This window comes from Terasakiella brassicae (assembly GCF_014641495.1).
In the GTDB taxonomy this organism is placed as follows: Bacteria; Pseudomonadota; Alphaproteobacteria; order Rhodospirillales; family Terasakiellaceae; genus Terasakiella; species Terasakiella brassicae.
On sequence record NZ_BMHV01000024.1, the window covers coordinates 16138 to 32609 of the forward strand.

General features: G+C 47.4%; 15 protein-coding genes. 6 read left to right on the forward strand and 9 right to left on the reverse strand.

Annotated elements, in window-relative coordinates; translation table 11 throughout:
* The first annotated feature begins 85 nt into the window (after positions 1-85).
* The gene (locus IEW74_RS14080) at positions 86-259 is read left to right on the forward strand and encodes a hypothetical protein (RefSeq protein WP_188666317.1); all 174 of its coding nucleotides are present in this window, start codon (positions 86-88) and stop codon (positions 257-259) included.
* Here IEW74_RS14080 and IEW74_RS14085 read toward each other — a convergent pair.
* Together IEW74_RS14085 and IEW74_RS14090 are read right to left on the reverse strand one after the other, a co-directional pair.
* Entirely contained in the window at positions 252-1400 is a 1149-nt protein-coding gene (locus tag IEW74_RS14085) for a pyridoxal phosphate-dependent aminotransferase (protein WP_188666319.1), read from the reverse strand. The genes IEW74_RS14080 and IEW74_RS14085 overlap by 8 nt on opposite strands.
* Positions 1400-3082 (reverse strand): gamma-glutamyltransferase, encoded by a 1683-nt coding sequence (locus tag IEW74_RS14090; RefSeq protein ID WP_188666320.1) that lies wholly within the window; start codon positions 3080-3082, stop codon positions 1400-1402. The genes IEW74_RS14085 and IEW74_RS14090 overlap by 1 nt, the downstream gene beginning before the upstream one ends.
* On the opposite strand from IEW74_RS14090, the gene IEW74_RS14095 reads away from it, so the two are divergent.
* From IEW74_RS14095 to IEW74_RS14110, 4 genes are all read left to right on the forward strand, one after another.
* A complete protein-coding gene (locus IEW74_RS14095) occupies positions 3069-4415 on the forward strand; it encodes a M48 family metalloprotease (protein WP_188666321.1) in 1347 nt (448 codons plus the stop codon). The genes IEW74_RS14090 and IEW74_RS14095 overlap by 14 nt on opposite strands.
* A 56-nt stretch (positions 4416-4471) precedes the next feature.
* Entirely contained in the window at positions 4472-5164 is a 693-nt protein-coding gene (locus IEW74_RS14100; RefSeq protein WP_188666322.1) for a hypothetical protein, read from the forward strand.
* A gap of 71 nt (positions 5165-5235) precedes the next feature.
* Entirely contained in the window at positions 5236-5967 is a 732-nt protein-coding gene (locus IEW74_RS14105) for a DsbA family protein (RefSeq protein ID WP_188666323.1), read from the forward strand.
* Positions 5968-5980: 13 nt separating this feature from the next.
* Complete coding sequence (locus tag IEW74_RS14110; protein ID WP_188666340.1) at positions 5981-6496, forward strand: ferritin-like domain-containing protein; 516 nt, start codon at positions 5981-5983, stop codon at positions 6494-6496.
* Positions 6497-6533: 37 nt separating this feature from the next.
* On the opposite strand, the gene IEW74_RS14115 is transcribed toward IEW74_RS14110, so the two are convergent.
* From IEW74_RS14115 to IEW74_RS14130, 4 genes are all read right to left on the reverse strand, one after another.
* On the reverse strand, positions 6534-7130 hold the full coding sequence (locus IEW74_RS14115; protein WP_188666342.1) for a PDZ domain-containing protein: 597 nt from the start codon (positions 7128-7130) through the stop codon (positions 6534-6536).
* Between the two features lie 212 nt (positions 7131-7342).
* Positions 7343-8659 carry a sensor domain-containing diguanylate cyclase gene (locus IEW74_RS14120; RefSeq protein ID WP_188666344.1) on the reverse strand — a complete coding sequence of 439 codons (1317 nt, stop codon included), beginning with the start codon at positions 8657-8659 and terminating at the stop codon, positions 7343-7345.
* Between the two features lie 38 nt (positions 8660-8697).
* Entirely contained in the window at positions 8698-11031 is a 2334-nt protein-coding gene (locus IEW74_RS14125; RefSeq protein WP_188666346.1) for a Tex family protein, read from the reverse strand.
* Positions 11032-11170: 139 nt separating this feature from the next.
* Positions 11171-11935 (reverse strand): phosphoadenylyl-sulfate reductase, encoded by a 765-nt coding sequence (locus tag IEW74_RS14130; RefSeq protein WP_188666348.1) that lies wholly within the window; start codon positions 11933-11935, stop codon positions 11171-11173.
* A gap of 167 nt (positions 11936-12102) precedes the next feature.
* On the opposite strand from IEW74_RS14130, the gene IEW74_RS14135 reads away from it, so the two are divergent.
* Positions 12103-12813, forward strand: coding sequence for an alpha/beta hydrolase (locus tag IEW74_RS14135; RefSeq protein WP_188666350.1), 711 nt, complete (start codon positions 12103-12105; stop codon positions 12811-12813).
* A gap of 37 nt (positions 12814-12850) precedes the next feature.
* On the opposite strand, the gene IEW74_RS14140 is transcribed toward IEW74_RS14135, so the two are convergent.
* From IEW74_RS14140 to IEW74_RS14150, 3 genes are all read right to left on the reverse strand, one after another.
* Complete coding sequence (locus IEW74_RS14140) at positions 12851-13156, reverse strand: STAS domain-containing protein (protein ID WP_188666352.1); 306 nt, start codon at positions 13154-13156, stop codon at positions 12851-12853.
* A gap of 166 nt (positions 13157-13322) precedes the next feature.
* Positions 13323-14258, reverse strand: a complete 936-nt coding sequence (locus tag IEW74_RS14145; RefSeq protein ID WP_188666354.1) for a response regulator — start codon at positions 14256-14258, stop codon at positions 13323-13325.
* Positions 14259-14355: 97 nt separating this feature from the next.
* On the reverse strand, positions 14356-16410 hold the full coding sequence (locus IEW74_RS14150; RefSeq protein ID WP_188666356.1) for a putative bifunctional diguanylate cyclase/phosphodiesterase: 2055 nt from the start codon (positions 16408-16410) through the stop codon (positions 14356-14358).
* Positions 16411-16472: the final 62 nt, after the last annotated feature.

The following is a 16472-nucleotide window of genomic DNA, read 5'->3' on the forward strand; positions in this document are numbered from 1 at the left end:
TTTCCGTAAAAACCGTGCTATATTACGAAAGCTCAGAGAAACACGTTTTTTCATATAATGCTTAATTCAAAGGAATGAAAAGACCATGCCCGTTACAATCAAATGCGGTGAAGGCGAACATTGCCAACACTGTAAATTCAATGGCACCTTTAACAGTGCCAACCATCCTGTACACTTTAGCAAAAACAAGCTGGGCCGTTGCGACTGGTTTTCAGATAAACCCGGTTCTTCAAAACATATTATTAAAAACGTTACTTAAGGAACACCTTCAAGCGTTTTGCCGCTTCAACCATATGTTCGAAGCTGCCCGCATATGAAAAACGCATAAAGTGATTCCCACGTGCCCCATCGAAATCGACGCCGGGCGTTGTTGCAACGCCCGTCTTTGCCAGAATCGTCTTGCAAAACTCCTGTGCATCGTTCGTCAGGTGCGCCACATCTGCATAAATATAAAATGCGCCATCACTCGGGGCCAGTTTATCAAAACCGGCCAGAGGTAGCTCGTTTAACAACATTTCCCGGTTGCGTGCGTAATGCGCGACATTGGCATCCAATTCCGCACGACAATCAAACGCAGCTACACCACCAAACTGCGATAAAGTCGGTGCTGATATAAACAGGTTCTGTGCCAGACATTCAATGGCACGCACCATCTTGTCCGGCACAACCATCCAGCCCAAACGCCAGCCCGTCATGGAAAAATATTTTGAAAAACTGTTAATCAGGATAACATCTTCACTAAATTCAATGGCCGTATCGGCACGATGATCATAGGTAATACCGTGATAAATCTCGTCAGAAATAAACCGGATACCTTTGGCATCACAATAGCGGCACAATCCCTGCAAATCTTCGCGTGACAGCATGCTTCCCGTAGGGTTTCCTGGACTTGCTACAATCAAACCATCCAGTTCCACGCCTAACTCATCCAGCATTTGTGGTGTCGGCTGAAAATGGGTATCCGGGCCGACAGGGATTTCAATAGCTTCAAACCCCAATGCTTTTAAAATATTGCGATAGGCCGGATATCCGGGGGCCGTTAAGCCCACCTTGTCCCCTTGTTCAAAGGCAGATAAGAAAGCCAGTAAAAAACCGGTTGAAGACCCGGTTGTCACAACAACGCGGCGCGCATCCAGACTTACACCGTAATATTCTTTATAATATTGTGCGATGCGTTCACGTAAGGTCGGAATGCCCAGTGCCTCGGTATAACCGACTTTATCAGACATTAATGCTTTTTGTGTGGCTTCCAATACGCCACGCGGTGCACTTGTGCTGGGTTGTCCAACTTCCAGATGAATAACGTCCCCGCCCTGTGCTTCCCGTTCGTTCGCAGCGCGCATTACGTCCATCACAATAAAGGGGGCAACACTGCCGCGTTTTGAAATTTTTAAAGCCATTATTCAGCCCCTGTTGTCAAACCGTATCCGCGCGGATCGTTCATGGCACGACAGCTTTCCGGTTCTGCATGCAGGCCGCCGGGACAAACGATTGCATTTACAATACCAATCCCACCTTCAACACCGGAAAGTTCATAGCCCAAGGTCTGCAATTTGCCCACAACATTTGTGTCCAGATTGCTTTCATAAAAGACCTTATCCGGTGCCCCGCCATGATGGGTGCGCGGTTGGCTCATGGCTTCTTGCATGGTTTGTTTTGCCATAAATGTACGCGCGGCAATATTGACCAACTGTGTCGGTGCCGTCACGCCGCGTGAAGCCGCACCGGCAAAATAAACTTCGTTGGAATTATTATTCACGATCAACATCGGCCCCAAAGGCATCGGCCCGCGACCATTCAGCCCCGGTAAAGCCGACAACAAAACCCCTGTTTGGGGGGCGATACGTCCAACACCAAACGAGCTGTTCATACTGACGTTACAGGCAACCCCCATACCAAAACTGTCAACCGCCACCAAACTCAGCGCAGAAGGGGCTTCCGGTGTCAATTGCGGAGGACTGGACAGTGCGTTTGCAGGCTGATGACGATCCATGCTCATGCCTTGCATCAGGTTTTCGATGTAATCCTGCGTCAACAGGGCATTGACGTCTTCACGCGCACGCCCATCCGGGCTGCCCCATCTTGCACGTTCTCCATAAGCCCGCATGGATGCTTCAGCCAGAAGATGGGCACGCGTTGCTTCATCCGCAGATACAAAATCCCCGTTTTCCACCAACATCGACCAAATTTGTGCGCCAACAACGCCACCGGCCGCAGCTGGTGGGGCAAAATGGGCAACGCTGAAATTATAAGGCAGCCCTTTTACCGTTTCACGCCACTGAGGAAGCGCATCTCGTAAATCTTCGGCTGTCAGGTAACCGCCTGCTTTTTTAACCGACTCTAAAAACCGCTTGGCAAAGGTGCCCACATATAACGCCCCCGGCCCTTTGGTTCGAATTTCGGTCAGAGTTGCAGCCAAGTCATATTGTTTAATAAAATCGCCTTCGTGAACCGGTGTTCCGTCTTCTTTGGCAAAAACGCGTGCAGCTTCACCATCACGGATAAGCGCATCCCCCACCGGGCGCAGTTCTGCCGCCAACGCCCTTGACACCTGCGTTCCAAAACGGGCCAGATTTTCCGCCGGGGAAATCAACTGTGCCCAACGCAAATCGCCATATTTGGATTGCAAAATGAAAAACCCGCGCGCGTTCATCGGGACACCGACCGGACGCACAGTCCCGGCAGGAACCGATTGCGGTGCTTTACTTAAAAAATCAAGGGCTTCGGTTTTATTGTCTTTACGATCATGGACAACACAAACCCCGCCCCCACCAAGACTGGCCGAAGACGGCATGGTCACTGCCGAGGCAAAATACATCGCCGTGACCGCATCCGCAGCCGTCCCCCCGGCAGATAACACATCGCGACCGATAAGAGCCGCGCGCGGTTCATCGGCAACGACTGCACCGATATATCCCTTTACAGAACCGATTTTTCCTTTGTCTTCGGCGGTGTCCAGTGCGCTACACGCGCTGAGTGAGACGATCAAAGTGCAAGCCGCCAATTGACGCAACCCTGTTGTCAGGCTAGCTTCCATAGAGACCTTTTGATTTAGACGGTGATAAAGCGTGCGAAAAACCATTAAATTACTTTTCTTTGTCGTTCTGTGGAGCGTGACATTCCCGGTTTCCAAATCGCACGCCATATCCTTTGTGCGCGATGCAGAAATCGAAAGAACGATTGCTCTGTTTGCGAAACCGATATTCGAGGCCGCCGGCCTCAGCGCCGACAACATTGAAATCTATCTGGTAAACGATAGTCGACTCAATGCTTTTGTTGCCAATGGACAAAAACTTTTCATCCATACAGGCCTATTACAACGTAGCAAAAGCCCTGAGCAGGTTATTGGTGTCATCGCACACGAGACCGGGCACATTGCGGGCGGGCACTTATCACGTATTCGCCAAAAAATGGAAGAGACTTCCCCCGAATCCATTCTCGGCTTTATCTTGGGCGGTGCAGCTATCCTTGCCGGACAACCCGGCGCCGGCAGTGCGATTATCATGGGGGGGCAAGATATGGCCACACGATCACTGCTGAAATACAGCCGAACCGAGGAAGGTTCCGCCGACCAAGCCGCCGTCACTTATCTGGACCAAACCAAAACATCGACACGCGGTCTGTTGGAATTTTTTGAAATTCTGAAAAAGACGGAATTAAGCTCAACTTCCGAACAAAATCCCTATGTCCGCACCCACCCCCTTACGGCAGAACGTATTTCTTTTTTGGCAGAACATGTTGCGAAATCCCCGCTGAGTGACAAACGGGTTTCGGATGAATTTATTGAATTGCATGAACGCATGCGCGCAAAACTGGATTCCTATCTTTTATCCCCAACCCATACCTTTCGCCTGTATCCAACAAGCAATACCTCGCTGGCCGCCCGCTATGCCCGTGCACAGGCCTATCACAAGGACAACCAACATGAAAAAGCCATTGCGGAAATTGACGGCTTGATCGCAGAACACCCGAAAGATCCTTATTTTTATGAACTTAAAGGCCAAATTTATTTTGAAAACGGCGACATTGAAAATGCAATTGAAGCCTATAAAAAATCAGTTGCCTTATTGCCTAAACACCCCTTGCTCCTGCTCGCACTAGGGCGCGCCTATCAGGAGTCCGGCAAGGATGAGTATCTACCGAATGCCATTGACCTGCTTGAACAATCCATCAAACAGGATAACACGTCTTCATTTACATGGCGTCAACTCGGTATCGCCTATGGACGTGCCAATCGCATGGCTGAAAGCTCCCTTGCCCTGGCAGAAGAAGCCTATCTTCAGCGCCGTTATAAAGAAGCCATCTTTTTAGCAGGACGGGCAGAAAAAGAATTCAAAACAGGCTCGCCTGAATGGATTCAAGCGCAAGATTTGCGCCTTACCTCTGAAAGATTACTGAAAAAACAAAACAAATGACACGCTTACCCTCCTTATTCAGTTTTCTGAGCCTTTGTTTCATCCTGAATGGGTGCATGATACAAAAGGCCTCTTATGACGAACAGCCCTACAAAATTGGAACCGGAAGCCGAATTGACATTCTTGATGGTCGTGAACGTTTTTATAAAGGCCACAGACCACGCGGCTGGACACTGTCCGGTCTTGACGAAGACATGATCTTTTCCCCCAAAAAACAAGTGCGTCATATCTTTCAAACCCAAAAAGAGGGACAACAAGGACTTCATATCCAGAATTTCAAACAAGACTATATTCTGGCACGATATACAAATACCCGACTTCTCGTCACGCCCTACCTGTCTTGGTACTGGAATGTATCCGAACATAACGGAACCCGCCATCCGGTACGCCTTCTGATCGGTTTTTATGGCGGCGTTGCGCAATCCCCCGCCCTTTCGCAAGAACAGTTTGTCTGGGACAAAGACAAACTTCCCCCTTATGATCGTTTACTCGCCATCGGGTTTGATGATCTGGCGTTAAAACGGGCCACCCTCTATCCTATGGGCAATCTGAAATATTATGTGCAGCGCGGTGGCATTGAACAGACAAATCAGTGGTATTTCGAGGCCGCCGACTTATCAATTATTTATCGAATGGCCTGGCCACAAGACAATGCCGGAAATACCTTTATCACCTTTGTCGGTTTTTGGGCCGATAACCAGCCCGGTATCGGCGGAATAACCTTCTCAAAGATAACGCTTTCACGATAAGTCTACTTGCCTCTTGTGCCTGACTGGCCCATGATGGGAAAATGAAAAACTAATATTAGGTTCACGAATTCATGTTACGCATTTTTACTGTTTTATTCCTTTCCTTTATTCTTTTCTCCCCCGCAAATGCGGCAGATCAACTTTCGACCACTCAACAAGACGAAGTGCGCAAGCTGGTGCGCGAAACCTTATTGACCAATCCTGAAATTTTAATGGAAGCCATGAACGTCCTGCAACAACGTCAGGAAGAACAAAAAGAAAAAGCGCAAAAAGCCGCACTATTATCCCTTGGTGATTCTATCGAAAACGGTCCCTTAACGCCCATCGCCGGCAACCCTGACGGCGATGTGACGATGATCGAATTTTTCGATTACCAATGCGGTTATTGCAAACGCGCCTTCCCCGGCGTCATGGAAGTGATCAACAGCGATAAAAACATTCGTTATGTCTTGAAAGAATTTGCAATCCTTGGCCCGGAATCAGAAGTCGCCGCCCGTGCCGCATTGGCAGCACAAAAACAAGACAAATACTTTGAAATGCATACGGCATTAATGACTATTCGCGGTCGCCTGAACACCGATAAAATTATCAAAATTGCAGAAGACGTTGGACTGGATGTTCAGCGCCTGAAAACCGATATGCAGGGCGATGACGTCAGTGCTGAAATCCTTTCTACACGTGCCATCGCACAACGTTTGAATATCACAGGGACGCCCGCCTTTATTATCGGGGATCAGATCATTCCGGGGGCCATTCCACCAGAAGGCTTGAAAGAAGCAATTGCAAAAGAAAGACAGAAGTAGGGGGAAGACAAGCATGTCACTTAATATCAAAACTGTAGAAGAGCTTCTTGCGCACTCCATCTCTATGGAAACTGATGCGGGCGAACGCTACCGCGAAATTGCAGATGCTATGGAAGTACACAATAATCCTGAGGTCGCTGAACTTTTTAGCGTCTTGGCTGGATATGCTGACAAACATGCCGCTGAAATGGAAGAACGCGCCAAAGATCTGGTTATTCCCCATATTGCCCCATGGGATTTTGCCTGGGAAGATAAAGACAGCCCCGAAGCAGCTGACCATTTTCAAACCCATTACAAAATGACACCCTATCACGTTTTGCAACTGGCCATGAAAGTTGAAAAAGGCGCACGCGATTTCTATGCCGGCATTGCCAAAGAAAGCAGGAACCCGGAAGTTTGCGCTATGGCTCAGGAATTTGCCGAAGAAGAAAGCGAACATGTTGAAATGCTCAAAGGATGGGTTGGTCGTTATCCGAAACCGGAAAATGACTGGTACGACGATCTCGACCCGCCGATGATGCACGAATAATGTATTCAAACAAGCCGCAAGCTTATGAGTTTGCGGCCTATTTCAACACAGGAACGGGCAATAGAACAAAACGGTAGCCGTTGTTGCGCGCAACCAGCAAAACCACCATTTCCTTTTTCTCTTTCTGCGCCTTTTTGAAATAACTGACAATATGGGCGGGTGTCCAGACATCGGACTGATTGACCTGCACCACCACATCCCCGACTTTCAGGTCTAGCCCTGCGGCATTTTCTTTATCAACGAGGGAGACAACAACCCCTCGCGTGTTCCATGCCACATCAAAACGCTGCTGCACTTTATCGGTCAAAGACGCAAAAGTAAGCCCCAAGGCAGGGATCGTTGAAAAACTGTTGCGCGTAATCGCCCAGCTTGCCGGTAAATCGCCCAGCTTAATATCAACATCTATCGTCTTGCCACGTCGCCAAACCGTCACAGGAATAGTCATCCCCGGTTTAAAGGCCTTGACCCGTACTGTAATTTGATCAACCGATTGAACGGCCTTTCCATCCAGTTCCACGATCACATCCCCACGGCGAAGATCAGATAAACTGGCCGGCCCCGGAAACGCAATATCGCGCACCATCACCCCCGTGGGTTCATCCAGCCCCAAGGCAGTCGCAATAGCTGGCGTCATCCCCTGAATCTGCAAACCAAAAAAGGAGGACTTTTCGCCAGATGCCATTGTTGCGTTGCAGGTGGCTATGCTCAAAAGCATTGCGGCGCAAAAAAAACGAAAATTCATTTTAATTGATTTAAACACGCCTGACCTCACCCTGAAGCTGCAACCATTTCAAAGATACTATCCTAAAAGATAGGCGTAAAGAAAGCCTGAAAATACGAGAAGTTCTACGTCCCTAAAACAGATAATTTGGAATCATATCGACGATATCCATTGCGACCACTGGTTTTCACCGCATACATGGCTTCATCCGCGTAGCGCATCAATTCTTCTGCATCCATCGTATCATCGGGATAACAGGCAAGACCAACACTGGCCCCCAACGTACATTCCCGCCCACCAGCCATGATGGGTTCTTCCAGACAATCCAATACTTTCTGCGCCACGACCGGGCCGATTTCAACGCTATCGAGTTCTTCCAGCAAGATAATAAATTCATCCCCGCCGATGCGCGCAACCGTATCGGACTCCCGAATAATATTTTTAAAACGTTGTGCGACTTCAATTAAAACCACATCACCGGCCTCGTGGCCCAATGTGTCGTTAATCGGTTTGAATTTATCCAGATCAATGAACATCAACACAAGCGCACGATCATAACGATGAGACAGCTTAATGGCATGATGCAAGCGATCTGTAAACAAATGACGGTTTGGCAACCCCGTGAGCGTGTCATGGTGCGCCAAATGACGAATGCGTTCAACTGTTTGAATACGTTCCGTAATATCGCGTAAAACAGCCGTAAAAATACGTTCGTGCCCGACTTGCATGCTGGAGATGGTAATCTCCATCGGGAACTTGCCTTTGGTACGGTTATAGCCGTTGAATTCTATCGGCTTGCCCATCAAACTGGACCGTCCATGCGCAACTTTACGATCAAAAATCCGCCGGAATTTTTCATGTTTATCATGGGGAAGCAATTCCACGACATGATGCCCGATAATCTCGTTCGCCGTACACCCAAACACTTTTTCCGCCGCCGGATTGAAAGTTTGGATTTTCCCTTCGGAATCAAAGGTAATAATGCCTTCGCTCACCGTATTCAAAATACTTTTAATCCGGTGTTCGCGATCTCGCACCGCTTCAGATGCCCGTTTATAGGCCGTGATATCCTGAACTTCGACAATATAGGCCGCTTTGCCTTTAATCTGGAGTTCGTGAATTAAAAGTTTTGCATCCAACTCTTCCCCTTTTAGGGTCACTAACTTAAGCGGGATAAAATCATCTTCTTCAGCAAGGACCTCTAACCCAAAGGCGAGATATTCTTTATAATCATTATGAATAAAATTTATAAACTTCTGATTGATGGCATCTTCGGCTGCATCGATGCCTAACAACTTCAATCCTGCGGGGTTCATATACTGGATACGATCATCCACACAAATGGTAAACAGATTGGATGCCGACTGAACAAGATTCATCGCCCAGCCTGCATGGGCCAGATCGAGGATATCTAAATTCACAACGGTTTCTTCAATCGCCATTATGTCTTATTTGTCCCTGTTTTACCTTATTACAAGGTCTATTTTAGCTTAGACTTAGCCTTTGCAAGGGCTGCTGCCAATGCATTGTCACCTTGTGCCCCTAGATTATCTTTTCGGCTGAACCTTGTAGGAGAAGCTTGCGGTGACTGTACCTTATTTTTCACACGATGCGAACCGGCTTTTTTGTCATTTGACGCATATTTGTCATTTTTTACTGCTTCTTGTAGTTTCATTGAAAGGGATATTCTATTTCTTGGCAAATCCACTTCCATAACACGCACTTGTACAACATCACCGGGTTTCACAACCTCATGCGGGTCTTTGACAAATTTATCTGCAAGTTGAGAAATATGGACCAAACCATCCTGATGAACCCCCACATCCACAAAGGCGCCAAAATTGGTCACGTTGGTGACAACACCTTCCAGACGCATCCCCTCTTTCAGATCTGACGGTTTTTCAACCCCTTCCTGAAAGGTTGCCGTATGAAATTCAGGACGGGGGTCACGCCCGGGTTTTTCCAACTCCGCCAGAATATCGCGCACTGTCGGCAAGCCAAAACGCTCATCCGTGAAATTTTGCGCATCCAAACTGGACAAGGTTTCACGATCCCCGATTAAGTCATCAATGGATTTTGAGACCTCTGCAATAATGCGTTCCACCACCGGGTAGGCTTCGGGGTGAACAGAAGAACAATCCAGGGGATTATCCCCGCCTAAAATGCGCAAGAATCCCGCAGCCTGTTCAAAGGCTTTCGGCCCCAGTCGGGACACAGCTTTCAATTCTTTACGGTTTTTAAAACGTCCCTTTTCTTCGCGGTACTGTACGATATTTTGTGCCAAACCTTCGTTAAGCCCCGATACGCGGCTCAGCAACGCCACAGAAGCGGTATTCAGATCGACACCAACCCCGTTTACGCAATCCTCAACCACGCCATCCAGCATCCGCCCCAGCTTGACTTGTGACACATCATGTTGATATTGCCCGACCCCTATGGATTTGGGATCAATTTTGACCAATTCCGCCAACGGGTCCTGTAAACGCCGACCAATGGAAACGGCACCACGCAAGGAAACATCCAGATTGGGGAATTCCTGCGCACCATATTCAGATGCGGAATAGACCGATGCGCCCGCTTCACTCACCACCAGCTTGGTTAGTTTCAATTCGGGATAACGTTTCATCAGGTCTGCGGCTAATTTATCGGTTTCACGCGAGGCCGTTCCATTCCCGATACTGATCAATTCCACCTTATGCGCACGACACAAGCGTGCCAGTATTTCAATGGATTGATCCCATTGGCGTTTGGGTTCATGGGGATAGATCGTCGCAGTCTCGCATAGTTTCCCCGTATCATCGACAACCGCAACCTTCACCCCGGTTCGAAATCCGGGATCAAGGGCCAGTGTCGGGCGCGTTCCGGCAGGTGCAGCCAGCAACAAATCACGTAAATTGCGGGCAAAAACCATAATGGCTTCATCTTCGGATTGTTCGCGCAACCGGGTCAGTAAATCCATTTCAAGATGAAGGGAAAGCTTGACCTTCCACGCCCAGCGGACACAGTCACCAAGCCATTTATCTGCGGCTCGCCCGCTATCGTGAACCCCAAAATGACGGGCCACTTTTACAATACAATCGCTGGCATCCTCTTCGTTTGACAGCAACGCAATTTTCAGAATCCCTTCATTGCGCCCCCGAAAAAGAGCCAAGGCCCGGTGTGACGGAATTTTATGAATTGCTTCGCTATAGTCAAAGTAATCGGAAAACTTTGCGCCTTCTTTTTCTTTCCCGGCAATCACTTGCGAAACAACCTTGCCCTCTTCCCACAGATAATCGCGCAACTGTTTAATAAGACCCGCGTCTTCAGCAAAACGTTCCATCAAGATCTGACGCGCCCCATCTAGGGCTGCCTTCACATCTTCGATACCTTTATCGCTCGCCACAAACGCCTGGGCTTCCTCCTCAGGCATCTTCAACGGGTCGGTAAACAGCATATCCGCCAAAGGCTCCAACCCCGCTTCACGGGCAATCTGTGCTTTTGTGCGGCGTTTTTTCTTGTAAGGCAAATATAAGTCTTCAAGCGTGGCCTTGGTATCAGCTTTTTCGATTTCCTTTTTTAAGCTATCGCTTAGCTTGCCTTGCTCATCAATCGTTTTTAAGATTGCATCGCGTCGCTCATCCAACTCGCGCATATAACGCAAACGTTCTTCCAGTTGTCGCAACTGGGTATCATCCAGACCGTGCGTCACCTCTTTACGATATCGCGCGATAAACGGGACACTGGCCCCTTCGTCCAACAGGCGAACGGCGGCCTCGCTTTGCTGGCGTGCGATAGATAACTCTGAAGAAAGACGATCAATGATAGACAGCATGAATTCTTATCCTTGTGAAAGCGGGGCGCCTTTATAACAAGGAGATTTCAGCAGATATAGGGATTTTATAAACAAAATGAAAATTACACATAGATACAAAGAAGCCCTCGTTTGATTTCCGAGGGCTTCTTTGGCGTTGCTAGATATAAATTGCTTCGAAGGAGGGCGACTTGTGAATGCCGCATTCAGTCTTGCCTTGACCTGACCAGCGACCGGCACGTTGATCTTCGCCATCTTTCACCGCCCGGGTACAGGGGCCGCAACCGATGGACGGATAGCCCTTGTCAACCAACGGGTGCTTGGGCAAATTCATCATTTTAAACTGGGACACCACCGTTTCATAATCCCAGTTGTAAAGGGGATTGATCTTGAAACGACCATCATGGTCCAATTCAATTCCCTGCAATTTTGCACGTTCACTATTTTGGAAACGTTTGCGACCACTTACCCACGCATCATACGGACCCAAGGCTTTTTCAAACGGTAGAACCTTGCGGATATGACAACAATAATCCGTATCACGTTGATAAAGGGTGGCATCACGATCGGCATTGTCCAGATGGATTTGTTCCGGCTGAACCGTGATAATATTGCTTAACCCCAAATGTTCTTCGATCGTCGATTTATATTGAAGTGTTTCTTCAAACAAATGCCCGGTGTCGATAAACAAAACTGGCGTGGCTTTATCCACTTCAGCGACCAGTTTCAACAAAACAGCCGCCTCAGCCCCGAAAGACGAACTAATGGCAATCTTGGCGGGGAATTCCTCTTTTAACATGACTTCCAACAACGCCTGACCTTCAAGTTTGCCATAGCGCTGCATCAATTCCTGCAAACGAGCTTCTTTATCGCTCGAGGTGGCGTTCAAAGGGCTAAAAGAAACGGCTGTTGATGTTGCGCTCATTTTGTCTATCTCAACTTATTTCATTTTGGTTCTTACGATTTAGTTCAATCCTTTAATTTTGTCAATTATTTTTGTTATTTATTTAAATTAACACTTAAAATATGTATTTGATGAAGAAGGAAAGATTAGCTACATCCTTGGGAATAAGAAACACAAGGATACAGCCTATGCCCCGCTTAAACGGCCCCGAATATCTTCCCGATCACAACCAAATAGATTCTGTTGTTATTTTCCTTCACGGTTTTGGCGCGGATGGGCAGGACCTGATTGGATTGGCACCTTTTTTTGCCTCTCACTTACCGACAACAGCCTTTTATGCCCCCGACGGCCCGGAAATATGTGAAATCTCCCCCTTTGGCAGACAATGGTTCAGCCTTGCGCGTTACGATGCCGATTACTTGCGGCGACAAACCGCAACCCAGGCAACAGCCTTTGAAGCCATGTACGAAGGGGCACAAGATGCCTCAGGCAGCCTTCAGTCTTACATTGACCATGTGCAAAAAAAGCACAACGTCAGTGCAGACAAAATCGCTTTGGTTGGTTTTTCACAAGGCACCATGATGGCGCTACATCTTGCTTTCAGGCAAAAGACACCATTTGCCGGGATTGTCGGTTTTTCCGGGGCGCTCGTCGGTGCATCCCACCTGATATCGGACAAGACATGCACATGCCCCGTCTTACTGGTTCACGGCGAAGCGGACGAGATGCTCCCCATTCACGCCGTGGATTTGGCTGCTGAGGGATTAACACAAGGCGGCATTGACGTTTCAGTCTTAAAACGCCCCCACCTGCCCCATGCAATTGATGAAGAAGGATGTCACGCTGCTGTTACTTTTTTGGGAGACAAATTCTCAAACCAAAATCAAAAAAGCACCTGAAATCAGGTGCTTTCTTTCACTAACTTTTATTTCTAAATCAGTCTTCAAACGGGATTAATGCATCAAATTTTGCAATTTCCAACATACGGCGTACCTGACCGTCTGCATTTCGGATAGACAGGGTAAAAGGTTTTCCCACAGTTGCATCGCGCAACAACATCAACATACCCAAACCCGCAGAATCGATGAATTCCAGACTGCTCAAATCAAAAACACATTTCGTACCGTTGTACTCTTTCAAGTCATCAACAATTTTACGAAACACAACATTGTCGGAAAATGTCAAGCGCCCCTGAAGGAACAGTTCCTTACTATTGTCATCGCCACGAACGTTATATTCCATGTTCTTTCCTCGTCTAAACTAAACAGTGCTGCTTTCCAACTTGCACCTTTTATATCTGAAAGTACCATACCTTGTTTTTTGAATCTCATCCAACAAATTCAAATACTTTCGATGCCCTTTATTATCAGGGTTATCTTAACTCAACCCATAGGCATAAACTATAAATTTATTTGCCATACACCTGTTTAATGGATGATTGTATCTCGCTGACCGTTGTATTTTCCGCATTTCCTGCATTTACCGTTGTGCACAATGCGGTTGCAAGCTCGGGCAATAAATCCAAATCTTTATTTTTGGGCTGTCCACCACTTTGCCAAATGGATTTGGTCACAGTCACCAATGTCGCCGCCAATGTTGAAACATGTGCATAATCGCTGTTTTTCAGTCGTTTGCTGATATCCTGACCAACGTTCATCAAACGTTGCACCATTTCGGCACTTTCCTTTGTAACCTGCCCTGTTTTAAAGGCTGGCACAATCCGGTCCACCAGATATTTAACCTGAAACACATGACGTTCAATCTTTTGTGCATTCACACTCCACACGGCATTGGCGATTTGGCGTTGTGTTTTATTGGGATCAAAATCCCCTGTGGCCTTTAGCGCCAAGGTATTGGGAACCGTGACAAGCGGAACTTCTTGGCCTTCTGGACGCGTTTCTTTACGACGGTCCGGCCCTATATAGTCCGTTGTTACCACAAACGGTTTTCTTTTTTCGATCAGGAATTTCACACGGTCGATGATTTTTTGGGCCACAACCGGCTTTATCTGTAAATCATCCAGACCCGCCCGAGAGGCCTGACGAACGATTTCTTCACCCGCCTCGTCAATAAACAGAATCACGGCTGCAAAAGGATTTTGCCCTAAATGGTTATGGCGCAGGCGATGGATCACTTCGCAAACCTGTTCGCCCTTTAAATTGACATCACATAAAATCAGATCAGGGCTATGCGCCCGAATGGCGTCTTCAAAACTTTCGATGTCGTAGGCATCTGTAATTTTACGAAAACCGTAATGGTGTAGAACACCCTTTAAACTGCTTCGCAGTTGACGATTACTATCCGCAATAAGGATACTAATATTTTCAATTTGATATTTTGCCATATGTGAGATATTCCGCGCCGTGATTTTTATGTCGTCCCATTAAAGAACGTTATGCGCGAACTATTAAACTATAACGACAGGTAAAAGAAACCTATCCTCACGTATAGTCCTTAAGTTTAAGGAACTTTTCTTTTTCCATTGGCGGGTTAAAATAATAGCCTTGCAGCAAGTCACAGTCGCGTTCTTCCAAAAACGCCACATGTTCTTCTGTCTCTACCCCTTCGGCAACAATACTCAGCCCCAGACTATGCCCCATCGCAAGCATGGCATTGACCAAAGCTGCATCATCATTGGATTCCGGCAAATCGGAAATAAAGGCCCGATCAATCTTCAAAATATTAAACGGATAACGTTTTAAATAATTCAGGGACGAAAACCCGGTCCCAAAATCATCTACTGCCAGACGGACACCCAAATCCGACATGGCCTTCAAAGCGGTCAACGTGGTTTCTGTTTCAGCCATACAAACGCTTTCCGTCACCTCAATCACCAAACTTCCTTTTGGGACGTCATATTGGACAAGGGCATTTTTCACGACATCGACCAAAGTCTGGGACCAGATTTGCTGGGGTGATACGTTGACCGCAATATAAAGGTCATCAAACCCACTGGCATGTAGTTCCTTCAAGGCCTGACAGGCTGTTTCAATAACCCATTGCCCGATAGAAACGATCAGGCCGGTTTCTTCTGCCAACGGAATAAATTTATCAGGCGGGATCAACCCTTTTTCAGGATGCAACCAACGGATCAACGCTTCCGCGCCGGCAATATGTCCGGTTTTGGGTTCAATAATCGGCTGGTAATATAGGGTCAATTCTTCTTTTTCCAACGCCTTTCTCAGCCAGGCTTCCAGAACGAGGCGTTCTTCCGCAGCACGGTTCATATTCGGACGGAAGAAACGAAACCCGTTGCGCCCGTCTTCTTTTGCCAGACGCATGGCGGCTTCTGCATTCTTAAATAATATAGAGGCATCGTTGCCATCTTCCGGGCAAACCGTCAAACCAGCACTGATCGTTACAAACAATTCATGCCCACGGATATCAAATGGCGCGCTGAAGGCATCCAAAACATCACGCACCACATTTTCAACATCACCGATCCGCGAAATATCGGACATCACAATGGCAAATTCATCACCACTTACACGCCCGATCCCGTAATTATTATCCAAACAGTTTTTCAAACGAAGAGAGGCCATGACCAACAGTTCATCCCCAAAACTATGGCCTAACGATTCATTGACCTTTTTAAAATTATCCATATCGACGGTCATCAGCGCGACAGTATCGGAACGTCGCAACGCCTGCCCCAATCGATCCAAAATCAGCCCCCTGTTGGGAAGCCCGGTTAATTCATCAAAATTTGCCTGACGATAGAGTTTTTCTTCCGTCTCTTTGCGATAGGTAATATCTTCCTTGGAAATCAATAGGTTGGTCAAAATACCATTTTCATCACGGATCGGGGCAACGCTGACATTTTCCCAAAAAAGTTCACCATTTTTGCGCTGGTTACAAAATTCACCGCGCCATTCCTTGCCATTGTTAACCGCTTCCCAGACAGCGGCATTTTGTTCCAAAGACACAAAATCACCCGCAAGAATATCCGGTAATTGACCCAGCACTTCTTTACGCCCGATCCCGGTAATCTGTTCGTAATGGGGGTTTACATATTCCAGCCGCCCTTTACCGTCCGTAATCATAATACTGATCGGACTTTGTTCCACCGCGCGGAACAGTTTACGCAGCGTTGCTTGATCCCCCAAACGTTCCTTGCGCATTTTCACTTCGCGCAATTCGCGCTCGATCGCGGGCACCAGTCGGGCATAGTCGCCTTTTTCGATAAAGTCATGCGCACCTGCCTTAAGCAAGATCACCGCATCCTTGGCACTTACGGCCCCGGAGATAATGATAAAAGGCAAATCGCTTTCGTGTTTAACGGCAATATTCAGGGCCGCAGGCGCATTAAAGGCAGGTAAATTATAATCGGATAGAATGAGATCCCATTCGCCGGAAATCAATTGTTCTTCAAATTCACGTGCGGTTTCAACCCGCGTGATAGCCGTGTTCAAACCGCCACGTCGCAACTCCAACCCAAGGAGTTCGCAATCGTCTTCAGAATCTTCCACCAGCAAAATTTTTAGCTGTTCGTTCATGCCTTATCTATTCAGCCTATTTTTCACCCCTGCACCTCCCATAAATTGACTTATTGCTCGAA